This window comes from Nonlabens ulvanivorans (assembly GCF_032922765.1).
GTDB lineage: Bacteria > Bacteroidota > Bacteroidia > Flavobacteriales > Flavobacteriaceae > Nonlabens > Nonlabens ulvanivorans.
Window position 1 is genome coordinate 603879 of record NZ_CP136694.1, and the last position, 17726, is coordinate 621604.

Genomic DNA, 17726 nt, shown 5'->3' on the forward strand with positions numbered 1-17726 from the left:
AAAAACCGAATCTACTTTATGTAGATTCGGTTTTTTATTGCTTTAGATGATTCATTAGTTTATCTCTTAAATACTCATTTTGGCAATTAATAATTGAAGTAACTTCTCGGGATTTTTACTTAACAGGATAATACTTTTAGAAATTCCATTATGATCAAATTGAATTTGGATTTTCATACGATTTCTCGTTACTGACTTCAAGTTTTGTATTGGTATTCTATGAAGTAAGTCAAACCTGTCTGCAATACTTGCCATAAAGGTGTTTGTAGTAATCCATAATTCTTCATCAGTAACTCTTATTCTTAAAGCTTTATTTGCACCGCCATATTTTGTAATAAAAGATTTTGTTGAATAGCCAGAAGCACCATCTTCTTGATAGATAAAATTGCAATTATCCAGTTTAGGAAAATGTTTTAGCGCTTTTCTACCGTCAATTACAAATTTTGTACAGATCAAAATAGCTGCAATTAGCCATATGATTAAGAAAATATACTGTGGTTGCATCGATTATTCTTCTTCATCTACAGGAGCGCAGGTCTCTACCCAAAGTGCTTCCACTTTATCACGAGCCCATAGGGTACGCCTTAAGAATTTTAAACTTGACTTTATAGTAGGATCAGTATTAAAAGAGTTGATTCTTATACGGTCGCCCAGCTCATCCCAGCCAAATTTCTCAACGAGATCTTCAACGATTTGAGCCAGTTTAATACCGTGTAACGGATTGTTAGGTTGTTTGCTCATTTATAAATCATAGTTTTTTTCCAGGGCAGCATCTAGTAAAACGTCAAAGTTCTTATTACTAGGGAAAGTAAATTCAGAATTTGCTATCGTGCCATCTGGAGCAATTAGAATGAATCTAGGTATGCTGTTGATACAGTAAGAATCCATAAAACTATCTATGTTTTTCGCTCTTATTTGTAAGATGTCAGAATTCATTTCTACAAGATCTTCAGACCAGCTACTTTCTTTTATGTCTACATTGACACTTGCAAAGATGATGTTTTGCTCTTTGTATTTCTGGTATTTACGCACATAAAATGGTTCTTGATATTTACAAGGTCCACACCAGCTTGCCCAAGTGTCTAACATGATAAACTTCCCTTTGAAATCAGATAGGTTATAGTTTTTACCACTCGCATTATAACTCGCAAAGTCAATGGCAGGTTGCCCTATGTTCAATTTATTGAATTGTTGTCTTTTAAAGTTTGCCAGTTCAACAAATCTTTCATTTGAAATCTCAGATTTATATAAGTTGTAAATTGAGTCACGTTTTTCATTACTTGTTTCTGCCTCTAATTCGGCAATTAAAGATGCAAAGAGCCATTTATCCTTGAAGTTGGAATTTTCTTTATCGGCTATCAAATCAAGTCTATTTGAAATTGAATCTTTTTTATGTTTTATAAGCTCCTTTGTGATATAATCAATAAAAATATTGTTGTTGAGTAAGCTTTCATTATTTAAATCGATGTAGCTAAGTAGGTCTTCTATTTGGTTGTTTTTTGCAATCACAACATCAGGATGATAGAGCTCCTTTTTCTTTAAATAACTGTTCCAATAATTTGCATAGCGTACAGCAATTAATTGTTTTGAAATGTTTAAAAAATCATCTCTAGCTACAATATGGTCCACACTTATTTTGCTGCTTAGTTTACTTAGGTCATTCTTATAGTCTCTTATGATTTGCTTTATATAAAACTCAGGTTCATCAAGCCTGGTGTTCCTGTCTAACATAGTTCCTACATAACTCCAGTCACCATTATAATAAACTTGTTGGTTTTCAGTTATGCGAGTACCAGTAACATAGACATTGCCGCTGTTATTTCCGTATTGTTTGTAAATAAGCCGAATACTATCATTAGAACTCATAAATATTTTGTCTCTATGATAATTCCCAAAAATAAAGTAGTAATAATTGGCAGGTAGTTCATTTTCATATTCCATTCGGAATGTATTATCTGTTACTGGAATTTGAGCTATAGTATCTTCAGTAATAGGTTCTATCATTAATACCGAAGAAATGGATTTATCGGTGTTCAACTTTCCTTTTACTACTGTTTTTTCAAAAGACTCAGTGGTGACGGTTCTAATTAAAAAGTGAGAAAGAGAAATTGCTATAATGAGAACAGAAATACTAATTATGAAACGTTTTGGCTTTTTTAAAAATGCATAAAAAAAACCTTTATAACGATACCAATTAAAACCTATAAATAAGAATACAATAGAGTAAACAATACTCAACCATTCTGCTTTAAGTATAAAATCACCTATCTGTCCGCCACTTGGGTTAGCGCCACTTACCAGTAATGAATTATATGGAAACCACCTTAAAGATATACCTGCATCATCTAGCAACAACTGACCTAATAGCATAGCAAACCCTAATACTAGAGACCATATGAAATTTGAAATTATAACAGAAATCACATATTGTAATGCAATGACGGCTAATGTTGAAATGAAAACCCTAAAAGAGGCATAAATAATAAATTCAATATCAATATGCATGGAGTAATTTTCATGTATATTATAAAATATAGAGTATACCCAGCCGAATACAATTATGGCAATAGCATAAAGAATAATGGACTTTAGGACATTGTAAACCAATATAAGGTACTTAGAAAAGAAAATCGCAAACTTAGAAATGGGTTGAGTCTCCATTAATTGCCAGCCTTTATTTTTATGATCTAGCTGGGCTATTTTACTAGCGGTAATAATAATGAGTAGCGGTAGAAAGAAACCTGTAAATGCCTCAAGCAAGCTTGTAAATAATGAATTAAAATATAAGATGCCGTTATTAACAGGTTTCATCGCATATTCTCCTTCAAATAGATTTGCTGTTATAAATGCTATAGGAAGTAATATGCCCAGTATAGTTCCTAGCGTCAATATATTTGACCGTTTAATTTTAATAACCTCAGCTTTAAGAGTTTTAGTTAACGTACTTATCATTCTTTTGAATCTATTGAGTAAGTGATAAAAACCAATTTTCTAATCCATCTTCACTACGAATTTCATATATCGGGATTTCTTGACTCGTTAAATAACTTACCATTTTAGGTATCTCTTCTTTATCCTTTAGTAAAACTTCAATTTTCTCATCTTTAAGAACTTTAAATTCATAGTAATTTTGAGTTAATACTTCTACTGCTTTTTTGCTAGCAGTGGTTGTAAGCGTAACTTGATGTTTTTGTTGTAGGTTTTTCAAATCATTTATAGTTCCTTCAAACTGTAGTATACCATGGTTAATAATCCCAACATGAGTGCACATTTTTTCAATTTCGCTTAATAAATGACTAGAAATGAAAATAGTTGTTCCTCTATCTTGATTGAGTTTAACGAGTAATTCACGTACTTCAGTAATTCCCACAGGATCAAGACCATTAACTGGCTCATCAAGAAAAAGAATCTCAGGATTACCTAGTAATGCCATACCTATTGCAAGACGCTGTTTCATACCTAAAGAGTATTTCTTCACCTTAAGACTACCTTTGTTTTCCAATCCTATGATTTCTAAAACCTCCGGAATTACCGTCTCGTCTATATCTTTAAGTGTGCAGATGTATTTAAGATTATCATAACCAGTTAAATGCAAATACAACGCTGGAGACTCAACAAGTGCACCTATGCGATTGAACACCTCAGGTGTTTGTTCCTTTAAAGGTCTTTCAAAAACATTTATGGAGCCATTATAATCTGATAAAATATCAGTGAGAATTTGCATTGTTGTGGATTTTCCAGCACCATTAGGACCTAGAAAACCATAAATAGAACCTTGCGGTACATTTATATTTAGATCTTTAAGAATATGGCTTTTTTTTCCGTAGAAGAAATTGAGATCTTTGGTCTGAATGGAATAAATCATAAATTATAGAAGAACTTAAATTTTTACTTTTCGGTTTATTTTTAAAATCAATCCTCCATAAAATCCATAGATTCCTTAACACCACTGGACTTACCCGATCCGCTAACGCGCACATAGAAATAAGAGTCGTAATCGTTATCATCTAATGCGTTATAAATGCTATCATTTTGAAGCTGGTTAGTATACTCATTAATCGTATTACTATGTCCAAAAAGAGCAACCGTTTTACCTCTATACTTTTCTAGTAAATCTAGTGCCTTAACCGTGCGCACATCATAGATTTCCACCTCCATATCGTGTGCGGCAGCAAGTGGTGCAGCGGTCGCTTTGGTACGTTTGTAATCAGAGCTTATGATGTTGTCTACATTTTTAAGGAAAAAGTAATTTACCCATGCATCAGCACGTTTTTTTCCTTCCTCAGTAAGTTCAGGATCGCTACCTTGATCAGTGCGTTTTTCTGCATGTCTTATAAAATAGAAAGTAGTGATTCCTTGATTGTCAACTGGTTCACCTTGTTTAGGGCCTGTGTTACAAGACAATAGGCTTAAGAAAGTGAGTAGTAATAATAACTTTTTCATGATTTTTTAATAAAGCTTAAAACTACTGCTTTTTAGACTTTTATGGTGTCTAGATAGCTGTTGATATTTATCCACAATTGAATTAAAAATGATGTTAATTAATTTCGCTTTCGCGAAAGCGAAATTCAAACAGATATACTTATATTTCGGGAAAGACTGCAGAATTAATTTATGGCTGAAAACACGCAATATACAGAGGATAACATCCGCTCACTGGACTGGAAAGAACACATCAGAATGCGTCCTGGAATGTATATCGGGAAACTGGGCGATGGATCCAGTGCAGATGATGGAATTTATATTTTAGTTAAAGAAGTCATCGACAACTCTATTGATGAATTTGTAATGGGATCTGGTAAAACCATTGAGGTCTCTATACAAGGTGAACGTGTGACTGTACGTGACTATGGTCGTGGTATACCACTGGGTAAAGTAGTAGATGTTGTTTCTAAAATGAATACTGGTGGTAAATATGATAGTCGTGCGTTTAAAAAGTCTGTAGGGTTAAATGGAGTAGGTACTAAGGCTGTAAATGCGCTATCGAGCTATTTTCGTGTAGAATCTACTAGAGATGGGAAAAGCGCCAGTGCCGAGTTTTCTCGTGGTGAGTTGAATGATCAAGAGATGTTAGAAGAGACATCGCGACGCAAAGGAACTAAAATGACCTTTGTGCCCGATGGCGAGATTTTCAAGAATTTTAAATTCCGACCAGAGTACGTAGCGCGTATGTTGAAAAACTATGTGTACCTCAATCCTGGATTAACCATTATGTTTAATGGTGAAAAATTCTTTTCTGAAAATGGTTTAAAAGATTTACTGAGTGAAAATATTTTAGACACTGATCGTTTATATCCTATAATTCACTTAAGGAGTGAAGATATTGAAGTAGCAATTACTCATAGTAGAACGCAGTATAGTGAAGAATATCACTCTTTTGTAAATGGTCAAAATACAACACAAGGAGGAACGCATCTAGCCGCGTTTAGAGAAGCTCTTGTGAAAACGGTAAGAGAGTTTTATGGTAAGAACTATGAGGCCAGCGATATACGTAAATCTATAGTCAGCGCTATTGCGATAAAAGTTATGGAGCCTGTCTTTGAATCACAGACTAAGACTAAGCTAGGATCTACAGATATGGGTGGTGATTTACCTACCGTACGCACATTTATAAATGATTTTTTAAAAACTAAACTAGATAATTACCTTCATAAACATAGCGATGTTGCAGAGGCTTTACAACGCAAAATAGTTCAAGCGGAACGTGAACGTAAAGAGCTCTCTGGAATAAGAAAACTAGCAAAAGACCGTGCTAAAAAAGCAAGTCTACACAATAAAAAGTTACGAGATTGTCGTGTTCATTTAACGGACAGTAAGAAAGAAAATAATCTAGATAGTACCTTATTTATTACCGAAGGTGATTCGGCTAGTGGATCGATTACAAAATCTCGTAACGTTAATACACAAGCCGTTTTTTCCTTGCGTGGTAAACCACTTAATTCTTATAACATGTCTAAAAAGATTGTTTATGAGAACGAAGAATTTAACTTGTTACAGGCGGCTCTCAATATTGAAGACAGTATGGAAGATTTGCGATATAATAAAATCGTAATCGCCACTGATGCAGATGTTGATGGAATGCACATTAGATTACTACTTATCACATTCTTTTTACAATTCTTTCCAGAATTGATAAAGAAAGGACATATTTATATTTTACAAACGCCTCTTTTTAGAGTACGTAATAAGAAAGAAACTAGATATTGTTACACACCAGAAGAACGTGCAGCTGCTCTAGCAGACTTAGGAAAAAATCCAGAAATCACCCGATTTAAAGGACTAGGTGAGATCAGTCCTGATGAGTTTAAGCACTTTATAGGTGAGGACATGCGTCTAGATCCTTTAATGCTAGATGATAATATGAGTATTGAAGATTTACTAAGATTCTACATGGGTAAAAATACACCTGATCGTCAAGAATTTATCATTGATAATTTAAAGGTAGAGCTCGATATAATTGAAGAGGATACTGTGTAGTACGCTTTCGTGAAAGCTTGATTTAACATGATGATAAAATATAAATACATTATAATTATTGCAGCATTAGGGATTATTGCTAATACATTAGGTGCGTTTATTAAAATTTTACATTGGGAATTTCCATTGTTCGGAATGGCTATAGGTGGATCAAATATTTTGGCTTTAGGGACAATGTTTTGGATTGCCGCGGCTATTTTATTGATTTTCAAGGCAGTATTTGCTAAGGATAGTGATTTTTTAAATAAATAACCGTTAACCGATAACCGTTAACTAACAAATGAGTGAAGAAAACGAAGAATTAGAGTCCACAAATGATGGTGAAATACTGGAGCCTATTGAAAGTATAACTCGTATTACGGGAATGTACAAGGAATGGTTCTTAGATTATGCGAGTTATGTAATATTGGAACGTGCGGTACCAGCGATTGAAGATGGTTTTAAACCTGTTCAAAGACGTATCATGCAGTCTATGAAAGATCTAGATGATGGACGTTATAATAAGGTAGCAAACATTGTAGGTCATGCCATGCAATATCATCCACATGGAGATGCTAGTATAAGCGATGCCATGGTACAAATAGGGCAAAAAGACATGCTCATCGACATGCAAGGAAACTGGGGAAACATCTTTACAGGCGATCCTGCAGCAGCTTCTCGTTATATAGAAGCAAGATTGTCAAAGTTTGCGCTAGAAATTCTTTTCAATCCTAAGATTACAGAATGGCAATCTAGTTATGATGGCCGTCGTAAAGAACCTGTTAACCTACCGGTAAAATTCCCGTTACTACTCGCACAAGGAGCTGAAGGAATCGCAGTAGGACTAAGTACTAAAGTGTTACCACACAATTTTATTGAGTTAATAGATGCTTCTATAAAGCATTTACAAGGTAAAAGATTTACTATATATCCGGATTTTCCGACTGGTGGAGAAATCGATATCTCTAACTATAATGACGGTTTGCGTGGTGGTAAAGTGCGTGTGCGCGCAAAAATGCACGCACCAGATAAGAATACGATAATCATCACTGAAATACCGTATTCAACAAATACAAGCTCTTTAATCGACTCGATTTTGAAAGCCAATGATAAAGGTAAAATCAAAATTAAAAAGATAGAAGATAATACGGCAGCAGATGTTGAAATTATGATACATCTTCATGCTGGAATTTCTCCAGATAAAACGATGGACGCCTTATTTGCTTTTACAAATTGTGAGTCCAGTATCTCTCCACTAGGTTGTGTGATAGAAGATAATAAACCATTATTTGTAGGTGTTACAGAGATGTTGCGTCGCAGTGCAGATCATACTGTTGATTTATTAAAACAAGAGTTAGAAATACAACTTGATGAAGTAGAAGAGCAGTGGCACTTTGCATCATTAGAGCGCATTTTTATTGAGAATAGAATTTATCGCGATATTGAGGAAGAGGAAACATGGGATGGAGTTATCACTGCGATTGATAAAGGATTAAAACCGCACATAGGTCATTTAAAAAGAGCTATTACTGTAGATGATATCACGAGATTAACAGAGATTCGTATTAAACGTATTTCAAAATTTGATATTGATAAAGCACAGCAAAAAATAGATGCCCTTGAAGAACGTATTGCACAGTTAAAGCATCACCTAGAGCATCTTATTGAATATGCGATTGATTACTTTAAATCTCTCAAAAAGAATTATGGAGAAGGAAGAGAGCGTAAAACAGAGATCAAGACCTTTGACGATATCGTAGCTACAAAGGTAGTGATGAGAAACACTAAGCTCTACGTAAATAGAGCCGAAGGCTTTATAGGTACTTCATTAAAAAGAGACGAGTATGTTACCGATTGTGCAGACATTGATGATATCATAGTATTTACTAAAGATGGAACGATGATGGTGACTAAAGTAGATGCTAAAACCTTTATTGGCAAGGATATTATTCATGTTGCTGTCTTTAAGAAAAAAGATAATCGTACCATATATAATGTGATTTATCGAGATGGTAAAACAGGACCTAGTTATGTAAAGAGGTTTGCCGTAACCAGTATGACCAGAGATAAGGCATATCCTATGGGTAAAGCAGATAAAGGATCTCAGGTACATTATTTTAGTGCAAACCCTAATGGAGAGGCTGAGGTTGTAAGTATAAATCTGCGCCAGCAAGGAAGTATTAAGAAAGTAAAATGGGATTTAGATTTCTCTGAGATTCTAATTAAAGGTAGAGCATCCAGAGGTAATCAAGTGACTAAGTATAACATTAAGAAAGTAGAACTTAAAGAAGAAGGTGTAAGTACCTTGAAACCACGTAAAATTTGGTTTGATGATACGGTACAACGTTTAAATGTTGATGGAAGAGGTGAGCTTTTAGGTGAATTCAGAGGAGAAGATCGATTGTTAATTATCAATCAAAAAGGATTAGTTAAAACTATAATTCCTGAGGTAACAGCTCGTTTTGATGACGATATGATAGCTTTAGAGAAGTGGTCTCCTAAAAAACCGATAAGCGCTATATATTTTCATGGGGAAAAAGAATTATTTTACGTTAAGAGATTCTTAGTTGAAAATGAGGAAAGAGAAGAAACATTCCTGCCAGATGTTGAAGGCTCTTATCTTGAAGTTATTTCTACAGACTATAAGCCTGTTGCTGAGCTAGTGTTTAATAAACCAAGAGGTAAAGAACAACCACCTAATGAACCTGTCGATATCGACGAGTTTATAGCGGTTAAAGGAATAGGTGCACAAGGGAACCAGCTTACTAAAAGTAAAGTGAAACAAATTAACTGGTTAGATCCATTACCGTTTGAAGAGCCAGAAACCACTCCAGCGGTTGATGTTGAAGTTAATGACGAAACGGTAGTGTCTACTACTGAACCTTCAAATGCTAATGCAGCAGCAAAACCTAATAAAGAAACTAAAGATGATAATGCGCCAGATCCGGATATCGATGATAGTGGACAGGCTAGCCTCTTTTAAAAGTTAAATATTTATATAATCCTGCTTTCGCGAAAGCAGGATTTTTATTTTTATATCACAATTAAAAAAACTATGGGAATACTTACTGAATTTAGGGGATTTGCTGTAGAAGGGCATATGATTGATATAGCGATAGTTATCATTATAGGGATTTCTGAAGAATAAATATTATATACAAATGGATATTAAAATATAAAACTATACACGTGAGTAGTTTACCTTAATTAATTGACGCTTTATCGCATTCTTTTTATTTTATTTTATTTTTTTTGATTAAACTATAACGAAGGTGGTAGTTTTGCTTAAAATTAAATTTCATTTAATGAAAACCTTATTTAAAATATTTTTTTTAGTCGTTCCTTATGTGAGTTTCGCTCAAGTAGGGGTTAATACTGCAAATCCAAATGCAAATCTTGACATTGTAGCTGATATACCTAGTTCCCCTTCTGTCGAAACAGGTGTTTTAATACCACGAATAAGTAATTTCTCTTCTGTAAACCCTGGCTTAGAACAACATTCTATGCTTGTTTATTTAAATAATGATGTTACGAGAAATATAACAGGTACAAATAGTTTGTATGGACAAGGTTTCTACTTCTGGGATAATAATTTAAATGATTGGATTCCTTTTAATAGTTCTAATGGTAATATAAATACATCAGGATGGCAAGTCGAGGGGAATAATAATTTAACAACAGGAACACATTTCATCGGCACAACTGATACTACAGAATTGGATTTTAGAGTTGATAATAAACAATTGTTTAGAATGTCTGCAAAGGGACAATTGGAAATATTACCATCTGAAGGTAATATTTTAATAGGTGAAAAAGCAGGTGAGAATATATCTGGTGGTCGAGAAAATATAATAATTGGTCAGAATTCTGATGTTAATGCGACAGGATTTAAAGAGACGGTTGTTTTAGGGAATGGAATAACGGCCTATGGAGATAATGCAACAATTATAGGGTCTGGTGATTCAAGAGCTACTACTGACGGTATTTCAATAGGAAGGTCTGCTAAAAGTCAGGCAACTGAAGCAATATCAATCGGTTATTTATCCGAAGCTAATAGAAATGGCGCAATTAGTATAGGTAAAGGAGCTATTACTAAAACAAGTGAATCTATTTCGATTGGGGTAAATGCTAAAGTAGAATCTAATTTTGATAGATCTATCGCTTTTGGGGTAAATGCCAATGTAAATAAAGATAATCAATTAATGATTTCAAATGATATTAAAGAAATAAGTGCAGAGCAAGCTACGGTAAGAGCCCGTCAATTTTTTGCTACCGCTTCTAGTTCTACTTATGCAGATTATGTATTTGATATCTACTATGAGGGCAAATCAGAATTGAGTAAAACTTATACATTTCCTACTATTGATGAAGCAGAAGCTTTCGTTAAGGCTAATGGACATTTAATAGGAGTGAAGTCTATTGAGGATATTCAAGCTCAAGGCATGACAGTAAATGTTACAGAGACAGCACTGAAAAACTTAGAAAAATTAGAAGAACAATTTCTTTATATAACAGAACTGCATTCTAAATTAAAAACTCAAGAAATAAGAATCCAAAAATTAGAACAATCACTGGAGCGTATTGATGCATTAGAAAAAAAACTAGATGCTTTAAGTAACGATTAGAAGTATTCATATCGCTTTCGCGAAAGCGGAATTTAATAAGCCCATCTATTATGATGGGTTTTTTTTATGTTATGACTAAACTATTGCACAATTGTTAAGTCAAATAAGAAAGCCAATTTATATGAAAGCACTTAAATCAGTAGCAATAGCAGTAGGAGTTGTAATATTAACGAGTTGTGGTTCAACAAATACAACTGAAAAATCAGCAACTTCTAAAAATGGAGAAAAGCCTGACGCGGCAACTCTCATCCAGCAAATGGATACAAACAAAGATGGAAAGTTATCAAAAGATGAGGTTCAGGGACCGCTTAAAAATGACTTTGATACTATAGATACAGATGATGACGGTTTTCTATCATTAGAAGAGCTTAAAAACGCTCCTGTACCAGAAAGACGATCTGGAGGACCTGGTCAAGGCGGTAGGCCTAACGGTGGTAGATAAATATTATCACTTCATTAAAAAGCGCCGTAAATTAATTATTTACGGCGCTTTTTAAGTTTTAATTAGTGAGTGGCTATTTAATGATTTCATCTTCCTCTAGAAGGTCTGTAGTTTTCTTATGTTTAATTTTCTTTCCTCTTAATTTAAAATTTAAGAACTCTATGAACATGGAAAAGAAAATAGCAAAGTATAGGTAACCTTTAGGAATTGTACCGGTACTTTGATTAAAGATAACTAGATCGGCCATATGAGCACCTTCAGCAATAAGCATAAACCCAATCAATAATAAAAAGGCAAGTCCTAGAACCTGTACCGATGGATGCTTATTTACAAACTTTCCAACAGGATGAGCAAATACCAGCATAATGATAACAGATATTACGATTGCTATGATCATTAATAGTAAAGCTCCATCTGGATCATCACTCAAACCATTTGTCATTCCTATAGCTGTCAGAATACTATCAAAAGAAAAGACAATATTAATCATAGTGATTTCCATGATAACTTTTGATAGTGCAGATGTTCTCTTGCGTTTGACCTCTCTTTGATCATGTCCTATGTCTTCAACTTTTTCATAAATCTCTTGAGTAGATTTATATAATAAGAATATACCACCAGCGATAAGAATTAAAGACTGCCCAGATATGGATCCGTGAGCCCAGCCCCAATCAAATATAAACCATGGAGCCTGTAGAGATATCAAAACGCTAATCCCAAAGAGTAGTGCGATACGTAAAATCATCGCAAGCGCTAAACCTATGTTAGTAGCTTTCTTTCTTTGATCTGCTGGTAACTTGTCTGCCGCTAGGGAAATAAATATGATATTATCTATACCTAGTACAATTTCTAAAAATATCAATGTTACTAAAGCGATCCACGCGTCTGCACTTGAGAAAATTTCAAACATAATATGTGATTTATTTTTTTACGGCAGTACCTTGATACGTTTGTTCACGACCAGATTGTTTAAATTCAAATGTATAAGAATCTTCAGTCGTGTTTAATATTCTAAAAAGATAAGCTCTACTATCTGCATTTGTTTTTGGATTGATAGGAATAATTCTCCACTCACAATCATTTATCCACTCTACTCGAGAACTGTCAATAACACCTTCATAGGTTTCAATTTGGAATTCTTCTGTTCTTGTAAAAGTTGTTTTCAATAATTTACCACCACTTTCTTGTTCCCATATAAAGGTACCTGTTCTGAAATTTGAACAATCTCTTTCAACTTGATAACATGAACTAGTCATCAAAACTAGCATAAGAATTCCTAAAATACGCATCTCTTATTTTTAAACAAATTTAAGCAATAGCTCATCTATTCTGGGAAGTAATCTTTAAAACTTCCGTCACTATACAAGACGATTATTTTTGATATATTTTTCCCTTTAATTAATGTTTCCGTTTCTTTGGTAATCTCGGGTTTTGGAGTGGAAAATAAATCTGGTGATGGAGTGACTGGTGGATTTACAGCAGCGGTTGTTTCAATTTTATCTTCTTTTTTAACGGTAGGAGCTACTGGTTGAGCAGCAGGAGTCTCAATCATTTCCTTTTTAGGGTAAGAACCTTTACCGTTTAGTAACCAGTATAGATCTACCTCTGGAAATTGATCTACAATATTCATGACTAGATCTAGACTAGGTTTGTTACGTCCAGATAAAATATGTGAGATTGAACTGCGACCTACGTGTATAGCTTCTGCAAATGATGATGCGTTCAAATCATTTTTTTCCATGATTTTATGGATTCTCTTTGTAAAATCAGCTGAATTGACCATGTGTTACATTTGTAAACAAAAACAGTGTTGTTTTATTGTTTACAAAACTAAACAATATGTACGTCATACGCAATACGTCCTTATGATTGTAGGTTTATAGTTGAATCTTTAGTGTACTTGGGTGTAATTAATCTACTGAATTAAAGATTTTTACTATATCAAAGTGTAGTGATAATGGTATGTGGTAATGTTCCAGTGGTAAGGTCTACAGTTCAACAATTGATATTGATTACAGTTGTAAACAATTCAATGCATCGTTTTGTTTACAATTGTAAATTAAAAGGTGTTTACATGTGTAAACTGCGGATGAGTTACATTTGTATCACTTATTTTGTCACAATGAATACAACCTGCTTTAATACTAACGTCATGGCACCTGTTCTCGATAAGCGTTACTTTATATATGAAGATTTTATTAGTTCCTTAGATACTCTTATAGGTAGTTTTAAGGGGTATCACTCTATTAAAAGTGAACTAGGGAAATCTGTTTTAGGTAATTCTATTTATAATGTGCAATTAGGATCTGGTTCAATTAAAATATTGATGTGGTCACAAATGCATGGAAATGAATCTACCACTACTAGAGCGTTGATTCCTTTTATGGATTGGTTTGTAAAGTCAGATAATTTTAAAAAATATTCATTATATATAATTCCTGTTTTAAACCCTGACGGATTAAAGAGATGGACCAGGGAAAACGCAAATTCTGTAGATTTAAATCGAGATGCTCAGAATCTTTCTCAGCCAGAAAGTGTTCTTTTAAAAACTGCATTTGAGGTTTTTCAACCTGACTATTGTTTCAATCTTCATGATCAAAGAACGATCTATGGAACACCAGATGGAAGTAAAGGAATTCACTGTTCTTTCTTATCTCCTGCAGCCGATGAATCTAGAGAGGTGACACCTGCACGTTTAAAAGCAATGAATGTTATCAATCAATTAATTGATTGTATTAGCCATGATTCAAATCACATCATAGGTAGATATGGAGATGGTTTTAATGCAAATAGTGTTGGAGATACGTTCCAATCTCTAGGTGTTCCTACAATACTATTTGAGGCAGGACAGGCAGATGATGATTATTATCGTACCGAAACTGTTCATTCCATATTTAAGTCATTACAACGTGCTATTGAGGTTATTGCGTCAAGTGATGATGTAGATTCTCCAAAAGTGCTTAGTGAGTATCATTCGATTACTCCAATAGAAACTAACTTTTGTGATATTCTCATAAAAAATGTCCCATCAGGTAAAAGTACAGTCGATTTATCTATAATGTATCGAGAGATTTTGAGCGATGATATTCTTTACTTTGTTCCGTTTCTTACTGGTGTTAATGATACTACAGTAAAAAATGCGCATCGCATTATAGATATGAGTTTAATTGATGCAGTTGTTGACTTTGAGATATCTACAGGGCAAAAGATTATTAGTAATAGTTTAGATATTCAGATTTTCTATTAATTATATGATAAAACTGACTTTTTGTTCGGGTTTATCTTAGTTTTTTGTGTTTTTTTGTAAATAATTGATAAAATAAAGAAATGGCAAGGATTGACGACATAGATAAGCAAATACTTGATGTGTTAATTGAAAACACGAGAACACCTTTTACAGACATCGCAAAGCGATTAAATATATCGGCAGGAACAGTTCATGTACGAGTTAAAAAGATGGAAGAAAGTGGAATAATAAAAGGATCTTCTCTAACTGTGGACTATGAGCAATTGGGATATACATTTATCGCATATATAGGTGTCTTTTTAGAAAAAACGTCACAGACTCAATTTGTAATCAGTCGTATTAAAGAGATTCCTTTTGTTACTGTAGCGCATATTACGACAGGTAAGTTTAATATCTTTTGTAAAATTAGAGCTCAAGACACCACTCATGCAAAAAAAATTATTTTCTTGCTTGATGATATTGAAGGAGTTAGTCGTACCGAAACGATGATATCGTTAGAAGAAAGCATTAACGATAAGAAAAGATTACTTCATAAAGTTTTTCAAGACCTTTAAATAATGACTCGTAAAGAACTTCAATCAGAAGAGTACAATAGCTACTACGATCATTATTTAAATTTAGTACCAGAGGCAGCAACCATTGATACGATTCTTGAAACTAGTTTAGAGGATACCTTACATTTTATAAAAGCGATAGACAAGCCTCTAGACACTACATATGGAGAAGGAAAGTGGTCGATAGGTGAGGTGTTGATGCATAATATCGATACAGAACGTGTGTTTGCTTATCGAGCCCTTAGATTTATGAGAGGTGATGTAACACCTTTACCAGGATTTGATCAAGATGTATTTGCTAGAGATTATAAAAATTACGCTTTCGCGAAAGCGGATCTATTAAATTCTTTTCAAGCTACAAGAAACGCTACTATTGATTTATTTAAGTCTATTACGGTAGATCAACTTATGATTAAAGGTATTGCGAGTGATAGCGCTATGAGTGTACGTGTGATTCCTTTTTTAATTGCTGGTCACAATAAGCATCACGAAAACGTGATAATGGAGCGGTATTTAAGTTAATTTTTGCTAAATCGGTAAAATTTAAGAGCCTGCTAAGTAAATCTTAGCAGGCTCTTATTATATAAACACATGGCAGTATGTGACTTTTGTAGAGAATTTAAAAATAATATATACCATGAAAAAGAAAGTAGCTATATTAGCCACAAACGGATTTGAAGAAATAGAATTAACCAGTCCTAAAAAAGCATTAGAAGATGCAGGTGCGACTGTACATATTATAAGCCCTTCAGGAGAGTCTATAAAGGCGTGGAATGACGGAAATTGGTCAGAAACGTATGAGGTAGATCATGCAGTGTCAGATGTGTCCGCAAGCGACTATAACTCTTTGATGTTGCCTGGCGGCGTATTGAATCCAGATCAATTAAGACAAGATGATGCATCCATAGGATTTATCAAAGACTTCTTTAAACAACATAAGCCAGTAAGCGCAATTTGCCACGGTATTCAACCCTTGATAGATGCTGGCGTATTAAATGGACGTAAGTTAACATCTTACCCATCGTTGCAGAAGGACATTGAAAACGCAGGAGGAAATTGGGTGAATGAAGAAGTCGTCGTTGATGAAGGCTTTACAACGAGTAGAACACCTGATGATTTAAATGCATTCAATGCAAAGCTTATAGAAGAAGTAAGAGAAGGTAAACATGAAGAACAACATGCGTAATGTTATGTTAGATATAAATAAAAAAGGCTCGCATTAAGCGAGCCTTTTTATTTATATAAAGTAAGTGCTTTTATTGATTAAGCATTACTGGCATCACAAGCATAGTTACATGTTCACCTTCATCTAGACCATCTACTGGTGTTAAGATTCCAGCTCTATTAGGCATAGACATTTCAAGAGAGACATCTTCACAGTTTAAATTGTTCAACATTTCAATTAGGAAACGACTATTAAAACCTATTTGCATATCATCTCCTTGATAATCACAAGTAAGCCTTTCATCTGCCTTGTTGCTGTAATCTAGATCTTCTGCAGATATGTTTAACTCTGCTCCAGCCATTTTAAGTCTGATTTGGTGAGTTGTCTTATTAGAAAAGATACTTACACGTCTCACAGAGTTTAAAAATTGATTACGGGTAATCACTAATTTATTAGGGTTTTCCTTTGGAATAACGGCTTCATAGTTAGGATACTTACCGTCTATTAGACGACAAATTATACTCGTTGAGTCAAACGTAAATTGAGCATTACTTTCATTATATTCTATTAAAACCTCTGTCTCACTACCTTGTAACATTGATTTTAAAAGATTCAAGGGCTTTTTAGGCATAATAAATTCTGCTGTTTCACTAGCAGATAAATCTTCTCTACGGTATCTTACTAATTTATGAGCGTCTGTTGCAACAAAGGTTAATGAATCTGTTGAGAATTGAAAGAATACACCAGACATTACTGGTCTAAGGTCGTCATTTCCAGCAGCAAAAATGGTTTTATTTATTGCAGTTGCTAGAGTGTCACCTAATATAGAGGTACTACTCGGATCTGTTAAACTTACCGCTTTAGGGAATTCCTCACCATTTGCACAGGCTATTTCAGAACTACCTTTATCATGGCTTACCGTCATGATACCATTATCTGCACTGAAAGTGAGAGGTTGTTCAGGAAAAGTTTTTAAAGTATCAAGTAATAGCTTTGCTGGTATAGCAATGCTGCCGTCATCTTCACTTTCAACTTCTAGGGCGGTAAGCATGGTTGTTTCCATGTCTGATGCAGATACTTTAAGCTCTTTACCATTTAACTCCAATAAAAAGTTATCTAATATAGGTAAGGTGTTGTTACTGTTAATAACGCCACCTAACATTTGAAGGTGTTTCTGTAAATAAGAACTTGAGACAATAAATTTCATATTGTGTTATGCTTTTGTGATACTATTATA

Annotated in this window: 18 protein-coding genes; 9 read left to right on the forward strand and 9 right to left on the reverse strand. The window is 34.0% G+C overall.

Translation table 11 applies throughout. The features are described from left to right. Positions 1-66: 66 nt before the first annotated feature. Genes R1T42_RS02765 through R1T42_RS02785 form a run of 5 tightly spaced genes read right to left on the reverse strand, consistent with a single transcriptional unit; the run spans position 67 to position 4443 of the window. Positions 67-504 (reverse strand): hypothetical protein, encoded by a 438-nt coding sequence (locus R1T42_RS02765; protein ID WP_317291208.1) that lies wholly within the window; start codon positions 502-504, stop codon positions 67-69. Between the two features lie 3 nt (positions 505-507). Next, on the reverse strand, positions 508-741 hold the full coding sequence (locus tag R1T42_RS02770; RefSeq protein ID WP_317291209.1) for a VF530 family protein: 234 nt from the start codon (positions 739-741) through the stop codon (positions 508-510). Continuing rightward, entirely contained in the window at positions 742-2952 is a 2211-nt protein-coding gene (locus tag R1T42_RS02775) for a redoxin domain-containing protein (RefSeq protein ID WP_317291210.1), read from the reverse strand. A 10-nt stretch (positions 2953-2962) separates the two neighbouring features. Then, entirely contained in the window at positions 2963-3865 is a 903-nt protein-coding gene (locus R1T42_RS02780) for an ABC transporter ATP-binding protein (protein ID WP_317291211.1), read from the reverse strand. A gap of 47 nt (positions 3866-3912) precedes the next feature. Further along, complete coding sequence (locus tag R1T42_RS02785) at positions 3913-4443, reverse strand: phosphoglycerate mutase family protein (RefSeq protein WP_317291212.1); 531 nt, start codon at positions 4441-4443, stop codon at positions 3913-3915. Positions 4444-4614: 171 nt separating this feature from the next. Here R1T42_RS02785 and R1T42_RS02790 point away from each other — a divergent pair, with 171 nt between their 5' ends. The 5 genes from R1T42_RS02790 to R1T42_RS02810 all read left to right on the forward strand — a co-directional run bounded on the left by R1T42_RS02790 (position 4615) and on the right by R1T42_RS02810 (position 11523). Continuing rightward, entirely contained in the window at positions 4615-6477 is a 1863-nt protein-coding gene (locus R1T42_RS02790; RefSeq protein ID WP_036580788.1) for a DNA topoisomerase IV subunit B, read from the forward strand. 30 nt (positions 6478-6507) lie between these two features. Then, positions 6508-6729, forward strand: coding sequence for a hypothetical protein (locus R1T42_RS02795; RefSeq protein ID WP_317291213.1), 222 nt, complete (start codon positions 6508-6510; stop codon positions 6727-6729). A 28-nt stretch (positions 6730-6757) separates the two neighbouring features. Beyond that, the gene (locus R1T42_RS02800) at positions 6758-9439 is read left to right on the forward strand and encodes a DNA gyrase/topoisomerase IV subunit A (protein WP_317291214.1); all 2682 of its coding nucleotides are present in this window, start codon (positions 6758-6760) and stop codon (positions 9437-9439) included. Between the two features lie 322 nt (positions 9440-9761). After that, positions 9762-11081 carry a hypothetical protein gene (locus R1T42_RS02805; RefSeq protein ID WP_317291215.1) on the forward strand — a complete coding sequence of 440 codons (1320 nt, stop codon included), beginning with the start codon at positions 9762-9764 and terminating at the stop codon, positions 11079-11081. Between the two features lie 121 nt (positions 11082-11202). Then, positions 11203-11523: an EF-hand domain-containing protein gene (locus R1T42_RS02810; protein ID WP_317291216.1), complete on the forward strand. Its 321-nt coding sequence runs from the start codon at positions 11203-11205 to the stop codon at positions 11521-11523. A gap of 73 nt (positions 11524-11596) precedes the next feature. On the opposite strand, the gene R1T42_RS02815 is transcribed toward R1T42_RS02810, so the two are convergent. Genes R1T42_RS02815 through R1T42_RS02825 form a run of 3 tightly spaced genes read right to left on the reverse strand, consistent with a single transcriptional unit; the run spans position 11597 to position 13264 of the window. After that, the gene (locus R1T42_RS02815) at positions 11597-12433 is read right to left on the reverse strand and encodes a TerC family protein (RefSeq protein ID WP_317291217.1); all 837 of its coding nucleotides are present in this window, start codon (positions 12431-12433) and stop codon (positions 11597-11599) included. Between the two features lie 10 nt (positions 12434-12443). Beyond that, complete coding sequence (locus tag R1T42_RS02820) at positions 12444-12812, reverse strand: hypothetical protein (protein ID WP_036580774.1); 369 nt, start codon at positions 12810-12812, stop codon at positions 12444-12446. 35 nt (positions 12813-12847) lie between these two features. Next, complete coding sequence (locus R1T42_RS02825; RefSeq protein WP_235183318.1) at positions 12848-13264, reverse strand: helix-turn-helix domain-containing protein; 417 nt, start codon at positions 13262-13264, stop codon at positions 12848-12850. Between the two features lie 381 nt (positions 13265-13645). On the opposite strand from R1T42_RS02825, the gene R1T42_RS02830 reads away from it, so the two are divergent. The 4 genes from R1T42_RS02830 to R1T42_RS02845 all read left to right on the forward strand — a co-directional run bounded on the left by R1T42_RS02830 (position 13646) and on the right by R1T42_RS02845 (position 16510). Continuing rightward, positions 13646-14770 (forward strand): M14 family zinc carboxypeptidase, encoded by a 1125-nt coding sequence (locus tag R1T42_RS02830; protein ID WP_317291218.1) that lies wholly within the window; start codon positions 13646-13648, stop codon positions 14768-14770. A gap of 80 nt (positions 14771-14850) precedes the next feature. Next, complete coding sequence (locus R1T42_RS02835; RefSeq protein WP_036580768.1) at positions 14851-15324, forward strand: Lrp/AsnC family transcriptional regulator; 474 nt, start codon at positions 14851-14853, stop codon at positions 15322-15324. Positions 15325-15327: 3 nt separating this feature from the next. Then, the gene (locus tag R1T42_RS02840) at positions 15328-15846 is read left to right on the forward strand and encodes a DinB family protein (protein ID WP_317291219.1); all 519 of its coding nucleotides are present in this window, start codon (positions 15328-15330) and stop codon (positions 15844-15846) included. A 115-nt stretch (positions 15847-15961) separates the two neighbouring features. Continuing rightward, a complete protein-coding gene (locus tag R1T42_RS02845; RefSeq protein WP_317291220.1) occupies positions 15962-16510 on the forward strand; it encodes a type 1 glutamine amidotransferase domain-containing protein in 549 nt (182 codons plus the stop codon). A gap of 70 nt (positions 16511-16580) precedes the next feature. Here R1T42_RS02845 and dnaN read toward each other — a convergent pair whose 3' ends face one another. Beyond that, positions 16581-17696: a DNA polymerase III subunit beta gene (gene dnaN / locus R1T42_RS02850; RefSeq protein WP_036580761.1), complete on the reverse strand. Its 1116-nt coding sequence runs from the start codon at positions 17694-17696 to the stop codon at positions 16581-16583. Positions 17697-17726: the final 30 nt, after the last annotated feature.